A 25,595-nucleotide genomic window follows, 5' to 3' on the forward strand; every position below is an offset into this window, starting at 1 on the left:
CAATATATGAGTTTACATAATATTTATAACGGTAAAATATTGCTGTATTTATTTGCTATAGCATTGTATTTACCAATGATTTTTACAAATGTATTGACAATACTATTAACACTATATATACTTTTAAATTTTAGAAAAATCAACCTCAAAAAAACTTTAAATAAGAAGTCTGTGATTGTCTTTTTTAGTATGTTTTTTTTAATTTTTATAGGTTTTTTTTATGATATATCTTCTGATGGGGTGCTCAATGATTTAGAGAAGAAACTATCTTTTATAATTCTAACTTTTTCTATTTTGGTTATGGATGTTAAAAAAGAAGATGTAAGAAGAATCTTAGCCTTATTTTTTTTATCTGGAATTTTGTTCACTTCACTAGCGATTTGTATCGGACTTTCTCGATATTTAAGCACAGGTAGTTTGCAGTTTATTACAAACCATGGTCTATCATTGAATATTGGATTGCATGCCACTTATTTAAGTATGTATCTATTGTTTTCACTTGCTTATCCAGTTTTATATTATGAAAGTACTAAAAAACAAATTGTTAGAAGGACTATCATATTCTTCTCAATATTAACAGTTATATTTATAATATTACTTTCAGTAAGAATAGTTTGGGGAATTTTATTGTTGTTTATAACTTTCTGGGTTGTTTCAGTTTTGAGAAGTAGAAAATTAGAATTGAAACGGAGTTTTTTATATTTATCGGGATTTATAATTGTTATTTTCTTGTTATTTAATTTTGTCTCCCCTTTGAAAGAAAGATTAAAAGAAGTGATAAATTTTAATAGCAACTACAACATAAGTAAAACATGGAAACCAAATGTTAACGAAGTTTGGGGAGGTAGAGGTATACGCCTTCTAATTTGGGAGAGCAGTATAGAATTAATAAGGGAGCATCCATTAGTTGGATATGGTTCAACAAAGGAGGTTCAAGGGCGTTTAAATGGGAATTATATTAAGAATGAAATAGGACCATTACTTTTTTTAATGAATAATAGGGGTAAAGTGTTTAATGCTCATAATCAGTATTTTGAAGAAGTATTGAAGTTCGGGTTAATTTTAGGTTTGATATTTCCTTTTCTTTTAATTATTATTGCAATATCCTCTTATAAACAACAAAGTACTTTAGGTTTATATTTTGTAATAATAATTTCTGGAATTAGTTTAACCGAAACTATTTTAGAATTAAATAAGGGAATTGTTTTTTTTACTTTTTTTTTGGCTTTAATATTGAGCAATTCAGAACGTCCATATTGTAAATCAGTGATATCATTATCGTAGTAATTTATGAATATAAAGAATAAAATTTATTTTTGCTTCCCTTTAAGTGGACCTAATAACGGTGTGCAAGTAATTTCATCTTATATTCTTAACGAATTTATTAAAGATGATGAATTTGAAATACTCTCTATAGACATTGCACAGGCGGAAGGCTTCAATAATTTCGGAAAGTTTAAGTTCAAAAAACTTATTGATACTTTAGGCCTATTCATGAGGTTAACTAATATAAGGGAAGGTGATTTAGTTTTTCTAAATTTTACGCCAAAAGGATTTGCTTTTTATCGTGACTTTATAATGATTTTAATATCAAAACTAAAAGGAGGTAATGTCACTGTTCATGTTCATGCAAATGGTTTAGAAAAAAAATTCAATGCACTAATTAAGCTTCTTCTAAAAAAAATTAAGATAATAGTTATAAATAAATCACAATATAATAATTTGAAAAATAAACATTCAAATTTATTTTTGATTAATAATGCTTTACCCGACTTTTTTCAAGGAAATAAAATGGATTTTAGTCAAAAAGAGGATGAAATAAATCTGCTTTTCTTTTCAAATCTATCCAAAGAGAAAGGGATTTATCGATTGGAAGAGATAATTAAGTTAGTAGGACGAAGTGACTTAAATTGTAAATTTAATATTTATGGAGGTATTTTAGATAAGTCTAATGAATCAATTTTTAATCGTTTAAAATTAGAATACGATTTTATACACTATTTCGGTCCTATTTCTGATGAAAAAGAAAAATTTAAAATTTTTGCAAAGAGCGACTTGTTGCTTTTTTTAAGTAATAAAAATTATGAAGTATCACCTTTAGTTTATATTGAGGCCTTAATGAGTGGCTTACCTATAATAACAACCAATCAAGTTGTTTCTGATGCTATTGTAAGCGCTAAATGTGGCTACCATATAAGTGAAGATGTTAGTGAAATAATAACCGTTTTACAAGAATATAAGCAAAATGTTATCTTGAGAGAAGAGTTAAGACATACGTGTAGAAACCTCTATTTAACAAAATATTCTTTTGGCAACTTTATAAATCAAATTAAGACCGTAATCGTAAAATGACAAATAATAATGATATTGCTATTTTAATAGTAACACATAATCACGTAGAATATATTGATAAACTAATTGATTCACTAATAAAGTTTAATTTATTTAATACTTTTATTTGTGATGCATTGTCAACGGATGGAACTTTAGAAAAGCTGAAAAATAGCCCTTTTAAAGATAATTTATTGATTAAAAATGAACTGGAAGGGTTTTCAAAGAATAATAATGATTTAATAAGGCATTTCGATATTAAAGCTAAGTATTATCTACTATTGAACCCAGACACTTTTTTCGATGTCAACTTCGTAGATGTACTTTACAATAGAATGAAACTCGATTCGAACATAGGAGTTATTACTCCAATATTAAAATATCCAGATGGAAGGCTTCAAATTACTTGGAAAACATTTCCTAATTTCTTTACTGTGGTGAAAAAGAGATTTGGGATATTAAAATCAATTAATGAAATACAAATGAAAGGACCAGAAATAGATTGGTGCCTTGGTGCATGTATGTTAATTAGTTCTAATCTTTTAAAAAAAGAAGGAGTCTTATTAGATGAAAGATATAGATTATACTGTGAAGATATTGATATATGTTTTGAAGCTCATCAGAAGAATATGAAGGTAATCGGAGAAGATTCTACATATGTTTATCATAATCTAAATGAGAAAAGTAGCAATAATATCTTGAGCAAATACAATATTTGGAATATTACAAGCATTTTCAAATTCATTTTCAAATGGAATATTAAATATTTTAGAAGGGGGCTATGATTAATAGTTTGAAATCAAATGTGATTTTTCAAGGATCTCTTTTTAAATTGTTTGTGAGTGCTATAGTATTGTTTTTTTTAGGAGATGTTGTTAGGAAGATTTCACTTTATTTTGAATGGGAATTTATAAGGTATTCCACCCTTTCAAAGGTTATTGTTCTATGCATATTTTTAGTTTTCTTTATTTTTAATTTTAAAATCTATTTAAAAGATAAGAATGCGGTTAAAGTACTTAAATGGATATTTATACTTATTATTACTTTTATAATTGGTCAGGTTTGTTTAAACGATACTATCCAGCAGCCTTTAAATTTATTCTTGAATATAGAATACTTAACAAAATATTTATATTTCCCAATTATAATTTTGTTGTTTTCAAGCTTGAAATATAATATTGATTATTTGAAAAAAATAATTTTTATTTTTGAGATTGTGTTTCTGATAAATGCCATCTCTATTTTAATTGGTTTTTGTTTTGATGTTAGTGTACTTCAAACTTATGGAATAGAAAGAGTTGGGTATATGGGGATCTTCAGTAGAAGTGGTCAAACAAGTTTTTATTTTATAATGTTTATTTTGTTCTATTATAGTTTAATAATTAATGGTAAAACGAAAATAAATATTATTAAGTTTATTTTTTTCGTCACCGTCTCTACTTTAATTGGTACAAAAAGAATTTATTTGTTTTTAATTTTATTATCGTTCCATTATTTTTTTTTTCAACAAGGATATAGAAAATGGAACACATACAAAATTTTAGTGTTAACAAGCTTAATTGGTTTCTATTTTAAAAAGAAACTTATCGAGATCTTCAATGAATTTTTTTATGTTTTTCAGAAAATATATTACGAAAACGGTTTTTTTTCAAGCTTAACTTCTTTTAGAAATGAACTTTTTTTTAATATAATTAATGAATTTATAATAAGCAGTTGGTCTTTTGTAAATTTTATTTTTGGAGGACCGTCTTTTCAGAACTATATTTTCATTACAGGGATGGATTTTTTTGATTTATATTTATTTTTTGGTATGATAGGGCTGATAGTATATTATAAGTTATACAAAGCTTTAATTGATTTTAAAATTCAAGGTACTTTTTTCTATTTCTTTTTTTTTGTTTTAGTAATTATTTCCTTTTTTTCTAGCGCTTTTATCTATGACCCATATGTTAATCTTTTGTTTTTTATTTTGATTGGGTATTATTCAAATCAAAGTTACAAATTTGTTGTATGAAATAAGTTGTGTGAAAAGAGTAATAAGCTTAAGTTTTATTACGCAACCTATATCATGGTTTAGAAATTCACTCTTCACTAAAGTGGAGCTATTTATTAATTCAAAATAAATAAAATCAATTTAAATACAAGGTATGTGGCTGTATTTGAGTCTATTAAATGAAATGTTGATTAAGGAGGTTTTTGCAGAGAATTGGATTATATTCCTTTGCAGACTATTCTCATGTTTTTAATACTCTTGACACGTCATAAGAGCAGAGACAACAAAGTATCCTGCATTTTAGTGTGTTAAACTTGCTTTTTTTCATCTTACTTCCCTATTTTTGTTTCTATTAAATAATTCTAAATGAACATATCAGTAATAGGAACAGGCTACGTAGGTTTAGTTACCGGAACATGTCTGGCCGAGACAGGTAACGATGTCTTGTGTATTGACATTGACGAAAGCAAAGTTAAAAAACTGCAAGACGGCGTGGTCCCTATTTACGAACCACAATTAGACGTTCTTTTTGAAAGAAACATAACTGCAGGTCGGTTAAAGTTTTCCACCTCTTTGGAGGAAGGTTTAAAACACGGCGATATTATATTTTTAGCTTTACCAACACCGGAAGATGAAGATGGCTCTGCCGATTTATCTTATGTTCTGGGGGCTGCGACGGATATTGGCAAGTTACTTACCGAATACAAAGTAATAGTCGATAAAAGTACTGTTCCAGTCGGCACGGCTGACCGCGTGACTCAAGCGATTTCTAAAGAAACGACTGTTGAGTTTGACGTGGTTTCTAACCCTGAATTTTTACGTGAAGGTTTTGCTGTTGAAGATTTCTTAAAACCAGAACGCATTGTTATTGGTTCGAGTTCGGATAAAGCTACCGAACTCATGGAGCGACTTTATAGGCCTTTTGTGCGCTCTGGAAACCCGATTATTATTATGGATGAGAAATCGGCAGAACTGACTAAATACGCCGCCAATTCTTTTCTAGCGACCAAGATTACTTTTATGAATGAAATTGCTAACTTCTGCGAAAAAGTGGGAGCAGACGTTGATAAAGTTCGTATAGGTATGGGAACGGATTCAAGAATTGGAAAACGCTTTTTATTTCCTGGGATTGGTTATGGTGGTTCTTGTTTTCCGAAGGATGTGAAAGCATTACATAAATCAGGAAAAGATAATAATTACGATTTTGATATTTTAAATGCCGTAATTACTGTTAATGACAGGCAGAAACGCATACTTTTACCGCGTATTGACGCTTTTTTTAAAGGTGAATTAAAAGATAAAAAAATTGCGATTTGGGGTTTGGCTTTCAAACCGGAAACAGACGATATCCGCGAAGCACCAGCCTTATATATTATTGAGGATTTGCTAAAAAGTGGCGCTTCTGTAACAGCGTTCGATCCAGAGGCTATGGAAAACGTAGAACGTAAATTTGGAGATCAAATTAGCTTTGCGACAGACATGTATTCGGCAATTGAAAACGCCGATGCTTTGATTATTTGCACCGAATGGAGTATCTTTCGAACACCAGATTTTAATAAACTGAAATCACTTATGAATGCGCCTGTTATTTTTGATGGCAGAAATTTATATGACGTAGAAGACATCAAAAACGAAGGTTTTTATTACAGCTCAATAGGCAGAAAGACAATAGGTTAATGAAAAAAGTATTAATTACAGGAGCCGCAGGTTTTCTTGGGTCTCATTTAAGCGATCGTTTTATAAAAGAAGGATTTTTTGTATTTGGCATGGATAATTACATCACAGGCGATTCAAAAAACATCAAACATTTACTAGATGAGCCGAATTTTAAATTTATAGAGCACGATGTTACCGAGTTTATTGAAATTGAAGGCGATTTAGATTATATCTTACATTTCGCTTCACCAGCAAGTCCTATCGATTACTTAAAAATTCCGATTCAAACATTAAAAGTGGGTTCGTTGGGAACACATAATTTGTTGGGTTTAGCTAAAGCAAAAAATGCCAGAATATTAATAGCGTCCACATCTGAAGTCTATGGCGATCCGCTTGTACATCCACAAACGGAAGATTATTATGGTAATGTTAATACCATTGGACCCCGTGGTGTTTATGATGAAGCCAAGCGTTTTCAAGAATCCATAACTATGGCATATCACCGATTTCATGGTTTAGAAACTAGAATCGTTCGTATATTCAATACATATGGACCAAGAATGCGTTTAAATGACGGTCGCGTAATTCCTGCTTTTATGGGACAGGCGCTTCGAGGTGAGGATTTAACCGTCTTTGGCGATGGCATGCAAACCCGTTCTTTTTGCTATGTGGATGATCAAGTAGAAGGAATCTATAATTTATTGTTTAGTGACTATTCATATCCTGTAAATATTGGTAATCCGCATGAGATTACGATTAAGGATTTTGCTGAAGAAATTATAAAGCTAACCGGAACGGATCAGAAAATTATATATAAAGAACTTCCAACAGATGATCCTCTGCAAAGGCAACCAGATATTACATTAGCAAAAAAGCTTTTAAATTGGACGCCTAAAGTGGATAGAGCGGAAGGAATGGAAACTACCTTTAATTATTTTAAACAATTATCTCCTGAAGAATTAAATAAAAGCGAACATAAAGATTTTTCTAGCTATACTAATAAATAATTATGGATTATAAACGCGGTAGGTATTCTAGCTTAATGAAGCCTTTATTTGGTTTTATAGACTTAACAATAGTTATTGCTAGTACTTTTTTATTTGCTTTAAACGTATCAAATATTTATTTGTTTGCAGGATATTTATCTGTGTTTTGGGTAATAATCTGCTTTAAAAATCATTTTTATGAGGTGGAAAGACATGCCAAAATAACCCATATTATACCACTTTTGGTGAGGCAAATGTTTTTTTTTGCTATAGTTTTATACACCTATATAGGCGTTTTTAAACAGCCAAACATTAGCCGATTGGGGTTAGCAAATTACTTGGGAACAGTCTTTGTACTTATTTCTGTGGTTAAAATTTTTACTTTTCTTTTATTAAGAAGATACAGAGCGGTTTTTAAAGGTAATATAAGAAACGTTATTGTAATTGGTCAAAATGAAAGAACCCGACAATTGATAAAAATTTTTAAAACCAGATTAGATTTTGGATACAGTTTCATGAAGGTATTTAATGTCCGAAAAAGCGATTTTTGTTTGGAGTCCTGTTTTACTTATATTATTGATAATGAAGTTGACGAGATATACTTTTCTGTTGCAGAACTTTCTAATCATCAAATTAATGAACTCATTAGTTTTGCCGATAATAACTTAAGAGAACTAAAATTTATTCCAGATAATAAAGATATTTTCTCTAAAAAACTTAAATACGAGTATTACGATTATATTCCAATTTTATCCTTGCGCTCTATTCCGCTTCAAGAGTCTTTAAATAAATATGTAAAGAGATTATTTGATATTGTGTTTTCTTCTTTTGTTATTGTATTTGTGCTATCATGGTTAACACCAATTATTGCAATTTTAATTAAATTGGAGTCGAAAGGCCCCGTATTTTTTAAGCAATCTCGAAACGGTTTTAACTACATAGAGTTCGATTGTTATAAGTTCCGCTCCATGATGGTTAATAAAGATGCCAATTTACATCAGGCTACTAAACAGGACCTACGAGTTACGAAAGTCGGAAAATTTATTAGAAAGACCAGTATAGATGAGCTGCCACAGTTTTTTAATGTGCTGTTTGGTAGCATGTCGGTAGTGGGACCAAGACCACACATGGTGGTGCATACTAACTTGTATGCTATAAAAGTTGATAAATTTATGGTGCGCCATTTTGTAAAACCAGGCATTACTGGACTGGCTCAAATTAGTGGCTATCGCGGGGAAGTAGAAACGGATAAGGATATTATAGGGCGTGTTAAATACGATATTTTCTATATAGAAAACTGGTCCTTACTGCTAGATTTAAAGATTATTTTCAAAACATTTTCAAATGCTGTTGAAGGTGAAGAAAAAGCCTACTAGAATAGTTTTGTTAAAAGGTTTAATTGTGAATTAAAATCGAAATACCGTTTGCCTATTTGCTGAATTTCTAATCGCTTTTTCAAAGTAAAATCTTCTTTTCGTATGGATTGGATAGTCAGGTTTAAGTTTTTATAATCGCCTACATGCGCAACCCAACCTAATTGGTGCTTTTCTATAATAGTTTCCCCTTCACCACCGCCAAAATAAAGCATAGGAAGCCCTAATCTAGCATATTCAAATATCTTTGAGGGTACAGATCCGTAAATCCTATTTAGTAGCGGAATAATGGTTATATCATAGTTTAAAAGTAATTTGTGCAATTCTTCTCGAGGTACTTCACCGTAATAGGTAATAGGTAAATTTGGGTTGTCGGCAATAAAATTAATAATTTTTTCCTTCTCGGCACCACCGCCATAAATATGAAATGTTATATTGGAGTAATCCAAAGCTTTACATAATTTATAAATGCCTTGTGCCATACCTAATAAACCAGCATAAACTATAGTGATTTTTGGATTGGATTCTTGTTGTTTACTTAATGTAGGCAATTCAAAATCAGGAAAATTCCTATAAAGAAACATTTCTTTTTCTGGAAACATCGTTTTTATATGAGCCAGAATCTCTTTACTCTGTCCTAAAATTAAATCAGCTTTATGATAGTTAAAGCGTTCAATTTTTTCTAATAGTTTATAATTGAAGTTTCTTTTGAAAGCACCTAGTTCCAAACCAGCAATTGGCCATAAATCGCTAACATTTAATATCAGCCTTCTTTTCTTCCGTCGTAAAAATAACATGCAAGTAAAAGCAACTAATAAAGGGGGCGATTGAACGATAACTTTATTGGGAGTCTTGTTAAATATAAAAAAGCAAATCAGACTAAAGCTATAGGATAGCATGGCCAATAAGCGGAGTATCTTATTTTTAGAATTACTCGCATAAAGCCACAAACGGTGAATGGTGATATTATTTTCTGTAGTAGTTTGTTTAAATTTTCCCCTATAGCTTTCAAAAACTTGTCCTTTTGGATAATTTGGCAAAGGCGTAATAACAGATACCTTATATTTCTGTTTTTCTAAACCTGTCGCTAAATGAAACATCCTATTGGAAGCTGCGCCAGTTTCAGGCGGGAAGTAACTCGTTATTATTAGGATATCTTTCACTAAAATGAATAGATTTTAAAGGAATTATAAAAAATTAATTTCGTTCTATATATGACGAAAACTGCTTCAGTTTCCCACTCTTTGAACGCTCCAAACGATCTCGTCGTTCGAACAAAATGGTTAAATTAGGTTCTAAATATCGCGTCATTTCTTTGGTAACTTGTTCAGTTTTCAATTTGGATAGATTTTCTGTACTGACATAAATAACCTTAAATGTATCTAGTTTTAATTGTTGAATAATAAATTCTTTTACCTGACCATCATCCTCAATAATACTTTTAGTAATATAGTAAAATGTTAATCCTGCTGCTTGTTTTCCGCTTGGTAATATGGCAATATCGCTAGTTCTTCCCATCAATTTTTTAAGAATGGGTTTTTTAATCGTGCTCGTTTTGGAAAGTATACCAATATCGCCAATATCGTAGCGTATAAATGGATGTGCTTGGTTGTAAAGTGATGTTATAACTATGCGTCCTTCCTCACCTAAAGGCAAGACACGGTTATTAGAATCTAATATTTCAACATACAAGGTTTCACTGTTAACTTGCCATTCATTTTCGGGATTTTGAAAGGCTATTAAATCTAACTCTGAAGCGCCATATTCGTTAATTACTGGTATTCCGAATTTTTTTTCGATGAGTAATTTATCATCATCAAAAAGCATTTCCGATGTAACAATACATACTTTTAGAGTTGGACAGATTTGTTTTAAAATAATATTCTGACGATCCAAAAACTTTGCAAATTGCACCATGGTACTGGTGTAACCATTTAAATAATCGAATTTAGTGGATTTGAACTTTTTTAGATAGTTTTCAAAAGCTGCATTGCTTAAATCAAAAATAGAAAACCGATACCGCCTGCTTAACACATCCTTAAAACGCTCTTTGTAGTACCCTTTTTTATCTAATGGAATGCCATAAAAACGTGCTTGTTTGGAACTGTTAAAGTCCAAATTATTCCAACCAAACCTATTTTTTATAATAGCCCAAGTTAACGCATGGCAATCGTAATCTTTGGCAAACGTAAACGGGTTTCCAGACGATCCAGAGGTTTTATTGATATATACGTTTTTAAGATTATAAGCGCCGGATAAACGTTGTTTTAAAGGTATCTGAAAATCTCCTTTTGTCATAACCGGAATGGAATCCCAGTCTGAAAGGTCGGCTTCTTTAAAAAAGCTCTTGTAGAACGTATTGTTTGAAAGATGGTAATCTACAATGTCCTTTTTTTTCTTTTCAACATAGCTTTCAAAATCAATTTCCGACAGTTTCTGAATACCATTCAAAACCTTTTCAGCTTTTTTAATGGGGAAACCGCTAAGCTGTAATGAAAGGTCAAATAAATTCAAATGTAGTTGCTGTTAGATGTTTTTGTAAAATAATTGTTTTTTAAGGTTAAAAGCAATTATTTTTGCAGCAAACAACAACAACATGAATATTTTAATATTAGGGTCTGGCGGAAGAGAACATACTTTTGCTTGGAAATTGAAACAAAGTCCTTTGTGTAATTCACTTTATGTAGCACCAGGAAATTCTGGAACAGCTGATATTGCGAAAAACGTAGCAATAAGTGTAACCGACTTTCAAGCTATAAAAAATTTGGTTTTAGATAAGCAAATTGATATGGTTGTTGTTGGGCCCGAGGATCCACTTGTTCAAGGTATTCATGATTTCTTTTTAAATGATGAATCTATTCAGCACGTTTCTGTAATTGGTCCTGAAAAAGCAGCAGCAGAATTGGAAGGTAGTAAAGAGTTTGCCAAAGAGTTTATGATGCGTCATAACATTCCAACCGCAGCTTATGAAAGTTTTGGTGCCGATACCGTAGAAGCTGGTTATAAATTTCTTGAAACCTTAAAACCGCCTTACGTATTAAAAGCGGATGGTTTAGCTGCTGGTAAAGGTGTGTTGATTTTAAATGATCTAGAAGAAGCCAAAGCCGAACTTAAAAGCATGTTAGTAGATGCTAAATTTGGAGAAGCGAGCACCAAAGTGGTTATTGAAGAGTTTTTAGACGGTATTGAATTAAGTTGTTTTGTGTTAACGGACGGTAAAAACTATAAAATTTTACCAACAGCCAAAGATTACAAACGTATTGGCGAAGGTGATACCGGATTAAATACGGGTGGAATGGGAGCTGTTTCTCCAGTGCCTTTTGCAACACCTGAATTTTTGAATAAAATTGAAGAACAGGTTGTAAAACCAACCATTAACGGGCTCCAAAAAGATAACTTACCCTATAAAGGTTTTGTGTTTATTGGTATTATAAAGGTGGGCGATGAGCCTAAAGTTATAGAATACAATGTAAGAATGGGCGACCCTGAAACAGAAGTAGTTTTGCCACGTTTGAAAAACGATTTAGTGGAAATTTTCCAAGCTATAGCGAATCAAACTTTAGATACTATAGATATTAAGATTGATGAACGCGCGGCAACAACAATTATGTTGGTTTCTGGTGGTTATCCGGAAGCCTATGAGAAAGGAAAGGAAATTACAGGTTTAAATAACCTAGAAGGCGTATTAGCATTTCATGCCGGTTCAATTATAAAAGATGATAAGATTGTAACTTCTGGTGGACGTGTTATGGCTATAACAAGTTATGGAAATACCTACAGTGAAGCACTAAAAAAATCTTATCAAAATATAGACAAGCTACATTTTGATAAGATGAATTATAGAAAAGATATTGGTTTCGATTTATAAATAACTGTGAGAAGTAACGCTTTTGTCTTCTTCGTTGTTATCATTGAATTTTTTAAGTTGTAGCATCCAATAAACAAAGGCTACAATACCAACAAGCATTAATAACCCATTTATTGCATTTGCAGCAAACCAGCTTTCAAGCTCTAATGCTGCTAATGCATCAAAGGGAACTAATAAAACATTTACAAAAAAATCTGCAATTGCGTAAAAGAAATCAGTCATGATATTAAATTTTTAAGGCTCCTTACAGAGCACGGAAATTCCTATTAATTATGTATGCTTACAAAATTACATCTTTTTCAATATAAATATGAATATTTCGAAGAGAATATTAGTAATTTACACAAATCAACTAAAACGGATAGCAGTAATTATTGCCTAACTATATGATTTCAAAGTTTTTTAAGAAAGCAACACCAATGCATTTTGTAGCAATTACACTACTGCTATTTGTTGGCTTTATACTTGCAAAATCAGTGAGCAATTACCCTGAAATTAATGTGGTATTCGTTCTGAAACAAATGGTCTTGTTTGGTGTTTGTGTCTTATCACTTTTTATATTTGATTTCTTTACAAGCAAAAACCGACTAACAAAGAAAAACAGCTATAACCTGTTGTTTTATGGTTTGTTTATGGTATTAATGTATCAAACATTTCTAGATACCAAGTTAGTATTTGCTAATCTGTTTATCCTATTAGCTTTGCGGCGTATTGTTAGTTTGCGTTCTCAAAAAGATCAAAAGAAGAAAATATTGGATGCTACAATATGGATTAGTTTAGCAACCTTACTTTACTTTTGGAGTATTTTGTTTTTTACCGTGCTGTTCGCAGCCTTATTATTAAATGCTATTAGCGATGTAAAAAACTGGCTTATCCCTTTTTTAGGTGTCATTTTAGTGGCGATTCTTACCAGTTCTGTTTTAATTATTTTTAAAATTGATATTTCAGATTATCTTGACAGTTTTGAAACTGGTAGAAGTTTCGACTTTAGTGCGCTAAATGTCCGGCAAATTATCATTGCTGCAACTATTTATTTTTCGTATTTTATTTGGGCTCTATTCTATTATCTTCAAAACTTAAAAAATAAATCTAAAAGCTACAGGCCTTCTTATGTTGTGATCCTGTTTACAGCTTTTATTGCAATTATCATTATCATAATAGCGCCAGAAAAAACAGGTGCTGAATTTATTTTTTTAGTTGCACCGTTGGCATTAATTGTTACTAATTATATTGAATTAATTTCCGAAAAATGGTTTCGAGAAATCTTAATATGGATTTTAATTCTTATTACTGTTGGCAGTTTAATTCTGTAATTTTTGACCAAAAGCTAAATCGCCAGCATCACCTAATCCGGGCATAATGTAACCTTCGGCTGTTAAGCTATCATCAACAGTGGCAATCCATAAATGAGTATCAGCATCAAAATGTTTAGACACTAGATCTAAACCTTGTTGCGCACCAATAACGCTAACCAAATGCACAGCTTTAGGTGTTCCAAATGGTTTTAAGGCTTCAAAAGTGGCTACCATAGATTGACCAGTTGCCAACATCGGATCGGCTAAAATAAGTGTTTTACCTTCTAAACTTGGGCAAGCCAAATACTCTACAATGATTTCAAAACTTTCAGGTTTACTTTTATGATGTCTATAGGCCGAAATAAAGGCGTTTTCAGCTTTATCAAAATAGTTTAGTAAGCCGTTATGAAGTGGTACGCCAGCGCGTAAAATGGAACATAGGACAATATCATCTGTGGATACACATTCGGAAGTAGTACCTAATGGCGTTTGAATGTCTATAGGTTTATAATTTAAAGACTTACTTAATTCATAACCTAAAATTTCACCTGTACGTTCAATATTTCTTCTAAAACGCATAGGATCTTTTTGAATTTCTACGTCCCGCATTTCAGATATAAAGGAATTTAAAATGGAATTTTCAAGCGAGATATTATGGATATGCATCTTATTTTGGTTTTGTTTTGAACTGTAAAGTTAATAAATACGTTTATATTTGTGATTCAAAATTTTATATCATGTTTTCAGAAAAAGCCAATAAAATATTTCAAGACGTTATAGAAAAGTATCACGTAATTAATAACGTTGATCAACCTTTTAGTAATCCTTACGATAAAGATTCGCATTTATTAGAGCATTTGTTATACAGAAAAAGCTGGATAGATACGGTACAATGGCATTATGAAGATATTATTCGTGATCCGCAAATTGATCCAGTTGCGGCTTTAAAATTGAAACGTCAAATTGATGCTTCTAATCAGGATAGAACGGATATGGTGGAATATATTGACAGCTATTTTCTTGAAAAATATAAAGATGCTTCACCAAAAGCCAATGCGACCATCAACACCGAAAGTCCTGCTTGGGGCGTGGATAGATTGTCCATTTTAGCGCTTAAAGTTTTTCATATGAACGAAGAAGCAACCCGTACAGATGCAACAGATGCGCATTTAGCTGCTTGTAAAACTAAATTGAATGTATTGCTAGAGCAACGCGTAGATCTTTCTACTGCAATTGATACGCTGTTAGCAGATATTGAAAAAGGTGATAAATATATGAAAGTATATAAGCAAATGAAAATGTATAATGACGACGAGCTGAATCCAGTATTGCGTTCTCAAAAATAAACGGGATTTTAATTCTATTCAGAAACGATTGTCATCTCGAGCGCAGGCGGAAGATCCAAACAGTTATAAATGCCTAAACCCAAACATATACTCGTTATTAGACTCTCCGCAATGGGAGATGTGGCTATGTCGGTTCCCGTGCTTCGTGCATTTACACAGCAATATCCCAATGTGAAAATCACCGTTTTAACACGCGCCTTTTTTGCGCCCTTATTTCGGGATTTAAAAAACGTAAACGTTTTTTCTGCTGATGTAAAAGGTGAACATAAAGGCCTTTTTGGCTTGTATAAATTATCTAGAGAGCTGCAAAAAGAAAACTGTGATGCGATTGCAGATTTACATAATGTTTTACGAACCAAAGTCTTAAAGCCCTTAATTGGTGCTCGTAAAGTGTCATCTATTGATAAAGGTAGAAAACCTAAAAAGCAATTGGTGAAAGGCGAGATATTTGAGCAACTGAAAAGTACGATTCAGCGTTATACGGATGTGTTTAAAACATTGGGTTTCCCTTTAGATTTAAGCGCGCCTAAATTCCCCATGCCAGCTGCTTTAAATCCCAATATTTCTCGAATTATTGGTACTTTAAATAAAAAACGCATAGGAATTGCGCCGTTTGCGGCCCATGATGGTAAAAAATATCCATTAGAATTGATGGAGCAATTAATCAAAAAATTATCAAAAGACTATCAGGTTTTATTATTCGGAGGCGGCAAAAATGAAATTATTATTTTAAATGACTTCGAATCGGAGGCAGATGGAATTATTAACCTAGCAGGAAAACTATCATTTAGCGAGGAGCTAGATGTTATTTCGAATTTAGATGTTATGCTTTCTATGGATTCCGGAAATGCGCATTTAGCAGCTATGCTTGGCGTAAAAGTAGTGACTATTTGGGGTGTAACACATCCATTTGCTGGATTTGCTCCTTTTAATCAGCCAGTAGATTATGCATTAGTTGCCGATAGAATAAAATACCCAAAAATTCCGACTTCTATTTACGGCAATAAATATCCGGAAGCCTATAAAGATGCGGCAGGAAGTGTTTCTGTTGAAACGGTTGTTGATAAAATAAAAAGCATCTTAAATTAATCAATTTTTTTCTTCTCGCGATGTTGTCAAGATGTTTAGTTGTTTGTTATTGAGGTGTATTTTGAAAGAATCAAATATTCTCTGCGTATCTCTGTGCAATTCTCCGCGAAACCCTGTGTAATAACTGCACAATTAAATCCGTGAAAATCGGTGAAATCTGTGTCAAAAATATTTGTTTCGCAAAGTCGCAAAGCTTTCGTTTTATTAAATAATGAAGTTATTCTCCTAAAACCTAAAACCTAAAACCTAAAACCTACAATCTACTATATGTCATCAAAGTCAACGGTTAATGTATCTGACGTTGGATTTGCTTGACACGTTAAGATTAATCCATCAGCTATTTCACCATCTGTTAAAACGCTGTTTTTACGCATAACCGCTTCGCCTTCGGTAATACGCGCTAAACAACTGCTACACACACCACCTTGACAGGAGTATGGCGCATCTAAATCTTCGTCCAAAGCTGCTTCAAGGACTGTTTGACTTTGAGACATTTCAAAGGTCTTTTCCTCGTCGTCCAAAACGACAGTAATTATTGTTTTCCCATCTGCTACAATTCCTGCAGATGTATCTACCGTAGGTTTTGCCGCTTTAAATAATTCATAATGAATACGATCTGTTGGTGTGTTATGTTCGGTTAAAACATCTTTAACCGCGTGAATCATTTCTTCTGGACCACATAAATAATAAGCGTCTACATCAATATGTTTATGCTTATTTTTCATCACGTAATTTACGGTGCTTTTTTCAATGCGACCAAAAATAGAATCGTCTTCATCAGCTTGACTAAATACAAATTGTATCGTGAAACGTTCCTTATAGGTCTTTTGTAATTCCAATAGCTCATTTAAGAACATCGTATCGTTGGTAGTTTTGTTACCGTAAACAAGGATAACTTGACTATGTACTTCTTCTTCTAAAGCACATTTTATGATACTTAAAACAGGGGTAATACCACTACCTGCGGCAAATAATGCAATATTTTTAGTTTTCTTGTCGTTTGGCGTAAAAAGAAAACGCCCTTTTGGTGGCGCTACTTCCAATTCATCACCGACTTTTAAATCATTATTAGCATAAGACGAAAACGTACCTTCAGTCACTTCCTTGACAGCTACTTTTAGCTCACCGCTTTTTGGTGATGAACACAAAGAATAATCTCGACGAATTTCGTAACCATTCAATTTAGTTCTCAACGTAATATATTGGCCAGCTTGAAAAACGTAAACCGACTTTAAGTCATCAGGGACATTAAAACTAATAGTAACCGATTTATCTGTTTCCCTAATAAGTTCTTTTATAGAAAGTGTATGAAAATGTGACATGAAAATAATTTTTTACAAAAATAGTGAAGCCTTTGATTTTAAACATATAATTGCACATAATTATTTAAAAACTTGCATACATAAGATCTTTATGTATATATTTGATGTGCATGGCAAAATCTAATTTATATAAAGGAAGTTTAACGACGATCATTTTAAAGCTTTTAAGTGAGCATGATAAAATGTATGGTTACGAAATTACGCAGAAAGTAAAAGCGCTTACTAAAGGTGAATTACAAATTACCGAAGGTGCTTTATATCCGTCGCTTCATAAACTGGAAGCCGAAGGGTTATTGGAGGTTGATGTTGCTAAAGTGGATAACCGCTTGCGTAAATACTATAAACTCACGGAAAAAGGAACTACCGAAACTGTGAATAAATTGGATGAATTGGAACGCTACATTGCTACACTTCAAACATTAATCAATCCTAAATTGAGTTATTAATCTATGGCATTAACCAAAGAACATATCGATAACCTTTACGCCTTCACTAAAAAACATTTTGTGGAATATTACGATTTACAAACCGAATTAGTAGATCATTTGGCAAATGATATTGAAGTAATTATGGCAGAAAATTCAAAAATCACTTTTGAAGAAGCGCGAGATACATCATTTAAAAAATTCGGTGTTTTTGGCTTTATGGATGTGGTAGAGCAGCGCCAAAAAGCCATGTCTAAAACCTACATGAAACTGTTGTGGAATTATGCTAAAGACTGGTTTAGACTACCACAAATTATTGGAACACTCGCAATTTTCTTTTTGCTGTATGCCATTTTTTCTTTGCAGATAGGTGGTTATATGTTTGTAGGTTGCTATTTTGTAGTCTGTATATTATTGTTGGTTAGAACTATTTCCTTGCGTAAGGAGATAAAAAGTAAACTTAAAAAGAGTGAGAAATTATGGTTTTTAGAGGATATTATTTTTAAAAATGCAATGTTCATAATAGTACTTATGGGGCCTCAAGCTGGTCAATTTATAAATCTGGTAGATAAATTTGATGGTTACATTCCTTTAATAAGTGCTTTCATTTTTACGCTTTTAATTATTTACACCTATATAACGGCTATTATTTTACCAAAAAATGCTACTTTTCACCTCCAAGAAATATATCCAGAATATAACATGTAACATTTTATATTTTAGGTATACATATAGACAACCAAAAACTAAAAAATGATAAAACAATTTTTAAGCCTAGAATGGAAACAGTTTTTTAGGGCCTCTTATTTTCAGAAAGGACTTGTTGTAAAGATCTTTCTTATTTTAGGAGCGCTTTATTTCGGAGGTATTGCATTACTTTTGGGTGGAGGTATGTTTTTTCTTATTAAAAAAGAAATTCCCGAGGTAGATCCGGTTATACTCATTAATAACTATATTATATACTGGTTTTTATTCGAAATATTGATTCGTTATTTCATGCAGCAATTACCGGTTATGAATGTGAAACCGTTAATGGTAATTCCTATAAAACGAAACACCGTTATTCATTACTTATTAGGAAAAACTACATTATCATTTTTTAACTTCCTATCGCTATTTGTATTTTTACCCTTCAGTGTCGTTTTATTAGCTAAAGGGTACCCGGTATTAAATGTTGTATGCTGGTTTTTCTCTATTATACTAATAACACTATCCATTAATTTTCTCAATTTTTTAATCAATAAAAGTAATACGGTATTTTATATTGCCGCTACTTTACTATTAGCATTAATTGGATTAGAATATTTCGAGATTTTTAAGGCGTCAGAACCAATTGGTTTAGCATTTAATACTTTATACAGTCAGCCGTATTTAGCTTTAATTCCATTGCTGTCGCTTATGTTTTTATACAACCTAAACTTTAAATTCATAAAAAATGGTTTTTATTTAGACGACGCTGTTACTAAAAAAATTAAATCGGTGGAAGCAACAGATTTATCATGGTTTGACAGATTTGGAGCCATTGCACCATTTTTGAAGAATGATATTAAGTTAATTTGGCGAAATGCCCGACCAAAACAAGCCCTAATGATGTCCTTCGTGTTTTTGTTTTATGGACTGATTTTTTATACGCAAGACACCTATAGAGAAATGCCGGCAATGCTTGCTTTTGCATCTATGTTTATTACAGGTGGTTTTTTAATGACCTTCGGACAATTAGTGCCGTCCTGGGATAGCGAGTATTATAAAATGTTGATGAGTCAGAATATTCCATATCGCCAATATTTAGAGTCAAAATGGTATTTAATGGTAGTTGCTGTTGGCATTTCGTTTATTTTAAGCATTCCGTATTTGTATTTCGGCTGGAAAATTTTCGGAATGATTGCCGCCGGTGCTTTGTTTAATATTGGATTAAATTCCTTTATCACCTTGTTTGGTGGTGCCTTAAATAGAATGCCAGTGGAGCTGAATACTAAAGCCAAAGCCTTTGGAAATACCAACGGATTTAACCCAACACAATTACTTATCGGCTTACCTAAATTTTTACTACCAATGGGTTTATTTTACATTCCCTATAAATTGGTCAATTTTGAAACAGGTATAATCGTGCTTGGTTTAAGTGGGGTTTTAGGTGTTGTTTTCAAAAATTTCTTCTTAAGAAAAATAGAAAATGTGTACCAAAAAGGAAAATACAAAACAATTGCCGCTTTTGGCGAAAAGAAATAATTAAGCAATTAATACAAATTTACTCATGATAATTACCTCCAATCTTTCAAAAGCATATAACGGCGTTCAGGTTCTCAATATTGAATCATTAGATATTCCAAAAGGTCAAAGCTTTGGTTTAGTCGGCAATAATGGCGCTGGAAAAACAACGTATTTTAGTTTGTTGCTAGATTTAATTCAGCCAACCACCGGTTATATTAAAAACAATGATATTTTGGTTCATGAAAGTGAAGACTGGAAGCCATTTACATCTGCTTTTATTGATGAAAGTTTCTTAATAGGCTATTTAACTGCTGAAGAATATTTTTATTTTATTGGTGAATTACGCGGGCAGAATAAATCAGATGTCGACAGTTTAATTTCACAATTTGAAGATTTTTTCCACGGCGAAATATTAAATCAGAAAAAATATTTACGAGATTTAAGTAAGGGAAATCAGAAGAAAGCAGGTATTGTAGCCGCTTTAATAGGAAACCCTGAAGTTATTATTTTAGATGAACCATTTGCTAATTTAGATCCAACAACGCAAATTCGCTTAAAAGGTATTATTAAAGATTTAGCTGAAACAAAAGGTGTAACGGTTTTAATTTCTAGTCACGATTTATTGCACGTTACCGATGTTTGTGAGCGTATAGTAGTATTAGAAAAAGGTGAAGTGGTAAAAGATTTAAAAACTAGTACGGCCACCTTAAAAGAATTAGAAGCGCATTTTACAGGAACGCCAATTGTTTAAAAGTCTGTAATTTTTTATAATAATTCAAAAAGATGCTTATTTTTACGACATTGCATAATATATATAACTGTTTTTAGTTATGTATAATTAAACACAATAAACGTTGAAGACCTCTTTTAGAATCAGCATATTTCTCTTTAGTATTGTACTAGCGTTAAGCAGTTGTTCGCGTAAAAAAGATTCTTTTTTAAGTCGCAATATGCATGCGATGTCAACAAAATACAATATTCTTTATAACGGTCATCTCGCATTAGATAATGGTCAGAAAAGCGTTAACGATTCCTATGACGATAATTATTGGGAGATTTTACCCATAGAACGCATGCAGGTTTCAGAAGAAATTATGCTTCCTGGACAAAGCAAAAACAAGGATTTTGAATACGCTGAAGAAAAAGCTATAAAAGCTATTCAAAAGCATGGTATGAATATAAAGGGTAAAGAGAAAAACCCACAGATTGATGAAGCCTATTTATTATTAGGTAAAGCGCGTTATTTCGATCAGCGTTTTTTACCAGCTTTAGAAGCATTTAATTACATTCTGTATAAATATCCGAGTAGCGATAAAATTAATCAGGCTAAAATTTGGCGTGAAAAAACCAATATCCGATTAGATAATGATGAATTAGCTATTAGCAATTTAAAACGTTTATTAGATCAAGAAATCGTGGAAGGCCAAGATTTAGCTGATGCTACGTCCATGATGGCGCAGGCTTATATTAATATCAAAGCTTTGGATAGCGCCGTTTGGCAGTTGGAAGTAGCTTCAAAAACAACAACAAAGAATGATGAACTTGGGCGATACCGTTTTATACAAGCGCAATTGTATAATGAGCTGAATTTAAAGGATAGTGCAAATTTGGCATTCGACAGGGTTATCGATTTAAAGCGTAAAACGCCAAGAGATTATCGTATTGCCGCATATATAGGAAAAGCACGTAATTTTGATATGAATGAAGGCGATAAACATGCACTATTGGAATTACTACATGAACTGGAATCCGATCGGGAAAACCGACCTTATTTAGGTGAAATCCATTATCAGATTGCCCAATATCATGAACAAAATGATTCAGATTCTTTAGCCGTTACATATTATAATAAATCCTTACGTACCAATCCTTCCGATAAAATATTAGTATCTAAAGATTACGAGAATTTAGGTGATATATTTTTCGATTATACCGAGTATAAATCAGCTGGTGCTTATTTTGATAGCACCATGCAAAACATGAAAATGAATAGCAAGCCTTACCGAATTATCAAGCGAAAACGCGATAACTTGGAAGACGTTATTTTATATGAAGATATTGCCGTAGTTAACGATAGTATCTTAGGTTTAGTTGCTATGACCACTGATGAACGTACAACCTATTTTGAAAACTATACCCAAGAGTTGAGGTTACAAGCAGAGGCTGAAAAGGAGAAAAAGGAAGAACGCGCGCGCAACCAAGGACTTATTGAAGTGAACAATAATAATAGTTTTGGAGCTGCGAGTTCTATGGTAAAACAAGCCGGTGGACCGGGTAACCCACAAGAGGCTGAATTTTATTTTTACAATCCAACTACTGTTTCTTATGGTAAAAACGAGTTTTTAAAAAAATGGGGCGATCGCGAATTAAAAGACAATTGGCGTTGGTCCAGTACCGGTAAATCTCAAATTAGTAAAGAAACCGATGAATTAATTGAAGATATTGAGGAAAGCGAACTGTTTGAGCCTGAATTTTATTTATCACAAATTCCAACAGAACCAAAAGCAATTGATAGTATTACCAGAGAACGCGACCGCGCTTACTATCAGCTAGGGCTTATTTATAAAGAAAAATTTAAGGAATATGGCTTGTCTAAAAGCAAGTTTCAAACCTTATTAGCATTTGACCCAGATGAGAAACTAATTGTTCCAAGTAAATATAATTTGTATAAAATTTACATGTTGGAAGGTCAGAATGCAGAAGCGGAGATAGCTAAAAACGATATTCTTGCAAATTTCCCGGATTCGCGATATGCTATGATTTTAAAAAATCCAGATTCGGCTTTAGCAAAAGATGATAGCAGTCCAGAAAGCATTTACGAAAGCTTGTATAGGGCCATGGAAAAGCAAAAATATCAGGAGGTAATTGATAAATCGGATAAATATATTAGTATTTTTGAAGGCGAAGATTTGGTTCCAAAATTTGAATTATTAAAAGCCCGTGCAACTGGACGTTTATATGGTTATGAACCTTTCAGTAAAGCCCTAAACTTTGTAGCTTATAATTATGCTAATACAGAAGAAGGCGGGCAAGCACAAGATATTATTGATAATTTATTGCCTAAAATTAGCAATACAGCATTTGTAGATAACCCGGAGGAGACACATTATAAAGTGGTGTATTTCTTTAATTCTTCAGAAGAAAAAGAGATTACAGAATTTGCAAAAAGAGTTGAAAAAGAGATTGAAGAAGTACAAATTTTCAATATGTCTCTTTCAATCGACTTATATAATCCTGAATTAACATTTGTAATTATTCATGGATTAACTAGTAAAGAAGAAGCTACAGGATATGCCGCCGCTTTAGAAGAAAGAAAAAAAGATAAAATAGTGCATCAACATTTTGCTATTTCTTCAAGCCATTATACAACGTTACAAATCCATAAAAATATGGATTCATATTTAGCCCAAAATCAAAACTATAAAAATTAATAGCCATGTTTTCAGAGAGCAAAAAAAGTAAATCAAGTCCAGAATCAACATCCAGTCAAAACTTAATAGCCAAAGGCACCAAAATAGTTGGTGACTTGGATAGTGATGGTGATTTCAGAATTGATGGAACCGTAGAAGGTAGTATTAAAACACCAGGAAAAATTGTTGTTGGAAAATCAGGTATGGTAAAAGGTACTATTTCAGGTACGGATGCATATTTTGAAGGTACATTTTCAGGTACATTAACACTATCTGGAACATTAACTTTAAAAAATACAGCGCATGTAGAAGGGGAGGTTACTTTAGGTAAATTAGCCGTGGAGCCAGGTGCAACATTTAATGTAAATTGTGCGATGAAAGGAGCAGCAACCGAAATTAATAAAGGTGATCGAGAAAAAACCAAAAAATAATAAGACGAGTAAACCGATTAATAAGTATATCCGGTTTACATCCATAGGGTTGCAAATGGGCTTAACTATTTATTTAGGTAGTAAGTTAGGCGAGTGGCTGGATGTGAAATTTAATAACACCGATCAACTATATTACAAAATCGTATCATTAATAGCTGTTTTTATAGCTATTGCCTCCGTGATATATCAAGTTTTGCAATTAACCAATAAAGATTCTGATGATTAAACGTATTGTTTTTATGCTTATAACCGTAACATTATTGTTTGCGGCAGGCTATTTTATTCATGCCAAACTTATCAGTACAGATTTAAGTTTTTCATTATTACATGTGTATTTATTCCATGCTATAGCAGTGGTATTAATTTATTCAGCTATAGAATTTGTAGCCGAACATTTACCGAGCCAAGCTGGTTATTTGTATCTCATGCTAATGTGCTTTAAAATCGGTTTCTTTTTATTAATTTTTCAAACAACAGTTTTTGAAAATGACGATTTATCGCAACCAGAACGCGTAGCATTGGTAGTTCCCTTATTTATCTTTCTAATAGTGGAAGGTATTGCTGTTGCAAAGTTGTTAAATAGCAAATAGTTATCCGTGGATATAAATCTTTATTCTGATTTATTAAAAGCAAAAAAAACTTAAATAAAAAAAGGGTTCGATTTTTAAATTATTACTTACCTTTGCACAAAATTTAGGAGAGCATAAATTTCATTAGTTAGAAAAAATATGATGGTAGCAAAAAAATCTATCAAGTTATTAGTAGTATTCGTTTTAGCATTAACTTCTTTTACAGCATTTGCTCAAGATGATACTGTTGAAAACAATTTAATAGATTCACCAGAGGAGATCCGAGCATATATTGCACATCACCTTAAAGATTCTCACGACTTCCATTTGTACACCAACAACAAAACGGGTGTACATTATGGTTTTTCTTTACCAGTAATTGTCTGGACAAATGATGGTTTAAAAACCTTTATGTCCTCTGCTTTCCAGCACGATGATAACGGAACTGTTATTGTAGAAAAGGACGAGACAAAATTGGTAAAGTACCATTCCAAAATTTACGAATTAGAAAATAACGCTACTTCGCTTAACTTGGACGAAGCAGCGCACCCAACCAACGCTAAAAGAGTAATTGATTTCTCTATTACTAAAAGTGTTTTCGGTATGATATTTACGGGACTAATAATGTTATTGGCCTTTGGCGGATTAGCACGAGGTTATAAGAAGGGTAAAACAATTCCAAAAGGATTTTCAAGAGTATTAGAGCCATTAGTAATTTATGTGCGCGATGAAATTGCTCGTCCAAATATCGGTGAGAAAAAGTACCGTAAATTTATGGGCTTTTTGTTAACTGTATTTTTCTTTATCTGGATTCTAAATATGTTAGGTTTAACCCCATTTGGTTTTAACGTTACAGGACAGATAGCTGTAACAGCTTGTTTGGCTATTTTTACAATGGTTATTTATTTGGTTAGCGGTACCAAAGATTTTTGGGCGCACACTTTATGGATGCCTGGTGTTCCATATATCTTAAGACCAATTTTAGCAGTTATCGAGTTGGTAGGATTTATTTTGATCAAGCCGTTTTCATTATTATTGCGTTTATTCGCAAATATAACAGCAGGTCACTTTATTGTAATGAGTTTAATTGCCTTAATGGTTACACTGAAAGCCTCTTTTGGCCCAGTAGTATCTACAGGTATGTCATTAGTGTTGGCATTATTTATCATGTTTATCGAGATTCTAGTAGCCTTTTTACAAGCCTTTATTTTTACGATGTTATCGTCGTTATTTATTGGTATGGCTGTAGAGGAGCACGATGAGCATTAACGAAGAGTTTGTTTAATTAATATT

General features: G+C 32.2%; 25 protein-coding genes. 20 read left to right on the top strand and 5 right to left on the bottom strand.

Annotation, left to right across the window (positions count from 1 at the left end; genetic code table 11):
• Positions 1 to 6 precede the first annotated feature (6 nt).
• The 7 genes from BZARG_RS09985 to BZARG_RS10015 all read left to right on the top strand — a co-directional run bounded on the left by BZARG_RS09985 (position 7) and on the right by BZARG_RS10015 (position 8,342).
• Positions 7 to 1,284, top strand: a complete 1,278-nt coding sequence (locus BZARG_RS09985) for an O-antigen ligase family protein (RefSeq protein ID WP_008638062.1) — start codon at positions 7 to 9, stop codon at positions 1,282 to 1,284.
• Between the two features lie 6 nt (positions 1,285 to 1,290).
• The gene (locus BZARG_RS09990; RefSeq protein WP_008638086.1) at positions 1,291 to 2,352 is read left to right on the top strand and encodes a glycosyltransferase; all 1,062 of its coding nucleotides are present in this window, start codon (positions 1,291 to 1,293) and stop codon (positions 2,350 to 2,352) included.
• Complete coding sequence (locus tag BZARG_RS09995; RefSeq protein ID WP_008638124.1) at positions 2,349 to 3,116, top strand: glycosyltransferase; 768 nt, start codon at positions 2,349 to 2,351, stop codon at positions 3,114 to 3,116. The genes BZARG_RS09990 and BZARG_RS09995 overlap by 4 nt, the downstream gene beginning before the upstream one ends.
• Positions 3,113 to 4,345 carry an oligosaccharide repeat unit polymerase gene (locus BZARG_RS10000; RefSeq protein WP_008638068.1) on the top strand — a complete coding sequence of 411 codons (1,233 nt, stop codon included), beginning with the start codon at positions 3,113 to 3,115 and terminating at the stop codon, positions 4,343 to 4,345. The genes BZARG_RS09995 and BZARG_RS10000 overlap by 4 nt, the downstream gene beginning before the upstream one ends.
• Before the next feature lie 345 nt (positions 4,346 to 4,690).
• Positions 4,691 to 6,001: a UDP-glucose dehydrogenase family protein gene (locus BZARG_RS10005; RefSeq protein ID WP_008637961.1), complete on the top strand. Its 1,311-nt coding sequence runs from the start codon at positions 4,691 to 4,693 to the stop codon at positions 5,999 to 6,001.
• Positions 6,001 to 6,987 (top strand): UDP-glucuronic acid decarboxylase family protein, encoded by a 987-nt coding sequence (locus tag BZARG_RS10010; RefSeq protein WP_008638051.1) that lies wholly within the window; start codon positions 6,001 to 6,003, stop codon positions 6,985 to 6,987. The genes BZARG_RS10005 and BZARG_RS10010 overlap by 1 nt, the downstream gene beginning before the upstream one ends.
• A gap of 2 nt (positions 6,988 to 6,989) precedes the next feature.
• Positions 6,990 to 8,342 carry an exopolysaccharide biosynthesis polyprenyl glycosylphosphotransferase gene (locus BZARG_RS10015; RefSeq protein ID WP_008637908.1) on the top strand — a complete coding sequence of 451 codons (1,353 nt, stop codon included), beginning with the start codon at positions 6,990 to 6,992 and terminating at the stop codon, positions 8,340 to 8,342.
• Here the strand turns inward: BZARG_RS10015 and BZARG_RS10020 are convergent.
• Together BZARG_RS10020 and BZARG_RS10025 are read right to left on the bottom strand one after the other, a co-directional pair.
• Positions 8,339 to 9,502 carry a glycosyltransferase family 4 protein gene (locus BZARG_RS10020; RefSeq protein ID WP_040288449.1) on the bottom strand — a complete coding sequence of 388 codons (1,164 nt, stop codon included), beginning with the start codon at positions 9,500 to 9,502 and terminating at the stop codon, positions 8,339 to 8,341. The genes BZARG_RS10015 and BZARG_RS10020 overlap by 4 nt on opposite strands.
• Before the next feature lie 34 nt (positions 9,503 to 9,536).
• A complete protein-coding gene (locus tag BZARG_RS10025; RefSeq protein WP_008638066.1) occupies positions 9,537 to 10,853 on the bottom strand; it encodes a phenylacetate--CoA ligase family protein in 1,317 nt (438 codons plus the stop codon).
• A gap of 82 nt (positions 10,854 to 10,935) precedes the next feature.
• On the opposite strand from BZARG_RS10025, the gene purD reads away from it, so the two are divergent.
• Complete coding sequence (gene purD / locus BZARG_RS10030) at positions 10,936 to 12,207, top strand: phosphoribosylamine--glycine ligase (protein ID WP_008638087.1); 1,272 nt, start codon at positions 10,936 to 10,938, stop codon at positions 12,205 to 12,207.
• Here the strand turns inward: purD and BZARG_RS10035 are convergent.
• Positions 12,202 to 12,429: a DUF6341 family protein gene (locus BZARG_RS10035; RefSeq protein ID WP_008637942.1), complete on the bottom strand. Its 228-nt coding sequence runs from the start codon at positions 12,427 to 12,429 to the stop codon at positions 12,202 to 12,204. The genes purD and BZARG_RS10035 overlap by 6 nt on opposite strands.
• A 164-nt stretch (positions 12,430 to 12,593) precedes the next feature.
• On the opposite strand from BZARG_RS10035, the gene BZARG_RS10040 reads away from it, so the two are divergent.
• Positions 12,594 to 13,520: a DUF6427 family protein gene (locus BZARG_RS10040; protein ID WP_008638054.1), complete on the top strand. Its 927-nt coding sequence runs from the start codon at positions 12,594 to 12,596 to the stop codon at positions 13,518 to 13,520.
• Here BZARG_RS10040 and upp read toward each other — a convergent pair.
• The gene (gene upp, locus BZARG_RS10045) at positions 13,509 to 14,168 is read right to left on the bottom strand and encodes a uracil phosphoribosyltransferase (RefSeq protein WP_008638024.1); all 660 of its coding nucleotides are present in this window, start codon (positions 14,166 to 14,168) and stop codon (positions 13,509 to 13,511) included. The genes BZARG_RS10040 and upp overlap by 12 nt on opposite strands.
• 71 nt (positions 14,169 to 14,239) lie before the next feature.
• Between upp and BZARG_RS10050 the strand changes: the two genes are divergently transcribed.
• Positions 14,240 to 14,848, top strand: a complete 609-nt coding sequence (locus BZARG_RS10050) for a DUF4254 domain-containing protein (RefSeq protein WP_008637983.1) — start codon at positions 14,240 to 14,242, stop codon at positions 14,846 to 14,848.
• Positions 14,849 to 14,917: 69 nt separating this feature from the next.
• On the top strand, positions 14,918 to 15,937 hold the full coding sequence (locus tag BZARG_RS10055; protein ID WP_237702590.1) for a glycosyltransferase family 9 protein: 1,020 nt from the start codon (positions 14,918 to 14,920) through the stop codon (positions 15,935 to 15,937).
• 263 nt (positions 15,938 to 16,200) lie between these two features.
• Here BZARG_RS10055 and BZARG_RS10060 read toward each other — a convergent pair whose 3' ends face one another.
• A complete protein-coding gene (locus BZARG_RS10060; protein WP_008638059.1) occupies positions 16,201 to 17,259 on the bottom strand; it encodes a ferredoxin--NADP reductase in 1,059 nt (352 codons plus the stop codon).
• Between the two features lie 110 nt (positions 17,260 to 17,369).
• Here BZARG_RS10060 and BZARG_RS10065 point away from each other — a divergent pair, with 110 nt between their 5' ends.
• The 9 genes from BZARG_RS10065 (at position 17,370) to atpB (ending at position 25,571) form a co-directional block, all read left to right on the top strand.
• A complete protein-coding gene (locus BZARG_RS10065; RefSeq protein WP_008637927.1) occupies positions 17,370 to 17,705 on the top strand; it encodes a PadR family transcriptional regulator in 336 nt (111 codons plus the stop codon).
• Between the two features lie 3 nt (positions 17,706 to 17,708).
• Positions 17,709 to 18,392, top strand: coding sequence for a hypothetical protein (locus BZARG_RS10070; protein ID WP_008638067.1), 684 nt, complete (start codon positions 17,709 to 17,711; stop codon positions 18,390 to 18,392).
• A 45-nt stretch (positions 18,393 to 18,437) separates the two neighbouring features.
• Positions 18,438 to 19,910: a DUF5687 family protein gene (locus tag BZARG_RS10075; protein ID WP_008637963.1), complete on the top strand. Its 1,473-nt coding sequence runs from the start codon at positions 18,438 to 18,440 to the stop codon at positions 19,908 to 19,910.
• A 25-nt stretch (positions 19,911 to 19,935) separates the two neighbouring features.
• Complete coding sequence (locus BZARG_RS10080; protein ID WP_008638037.1) at positions 19,936 to 20,643, top strand: ABC transporter ATP-binding protein; 708 nt, start codon at positions 19,936 to 19,938, stop codon at positions 20,641 to 20,643.
• A 103-nt stretch (positions 20,644 to 20,746) separates the two neighbouring features.
• Positions 20,747 to 23,323, top strand: coding sequence for a type IX secretion system periplasmic lipoprotein PorW/SprE (gene porW / locus BZARG_RS10085; RefSeq protein ID WP_040288451.1), 2,577 nt, complete (start codon positions 20,747 to 20,749; stop codon positions 23,321 to 23,323).
• A gap of 5 nt (positions 23,324 to 23,328) precedes the next feature.
• Positions 23,329 to 23,733 carry a bactofilin family protein gene (locus BZARG_RS10090; RefSeq protein ID WP_008637930.1) on the top strand — a complete coding sequence of 135 codons (405 nt, stop codon included), beginning with the start codon at positions 23,329 to 23,331 and terminating at the stop codon, positions 23,731 to 23,733.
• Complete coding sequence (locus tag BZARG_RS15515; protein ID WP_237702591.1) at positions 23,708 to 23,959, top strand: AtpZ/AtpI family protein; 252 nt, start codon at positions 23,708 to 23,710, stop codon at positions 23,957 to 23,959. Before BZARG_RS10090 ends, BZARG_RS15515 begins: the two co-directional genes overlap by 26 nt.
• The gene (locus BZARG_RS10100) at positions 23,952 to 24,323 is read left to right on the top strand and encodes a DUF6168 family protein (RefSeq protein WP_008638088.1); all 372 of its coding nucleotides are present in this window, start codon (positions 23,952 to 23,954) and stop codon (positions 24,321 to 24,323) included. The genes BZARG_RS15515 and BZARG_RS10100 overlap by 8 nt, the downstream gene beginning before the upstream one ends.
• A 138-nt stretch (positions 24,324 to 24,461) precedes the next feature.
• Positions 24,462 to 25,571 (top strand): F0F1 ATP synthase subunit A, encoded by a 1,110-nt coding sequence (gene atpB / locus BZARG_RS10105; RefSeq protein ID WP_040288457.1) that lies wholly within the window; start codon positions 24,462 to 24,464, stop codon positions 25,569 to 25,571.
• Positions 25,572 to 25,595 lie beyond the last annotated feature (24 nt).

The organism is Bizionia argentinensis JUB59 (genome assembly GCF_000224335.1).
Taxonomy (GTDB): domain Bacteria; phylum Bacteroidota; class Bacteroidia; order Flavobacteriales; family Flavobacteriaceae; genus Algorimicrobium; species Algorimicrobium argentinense.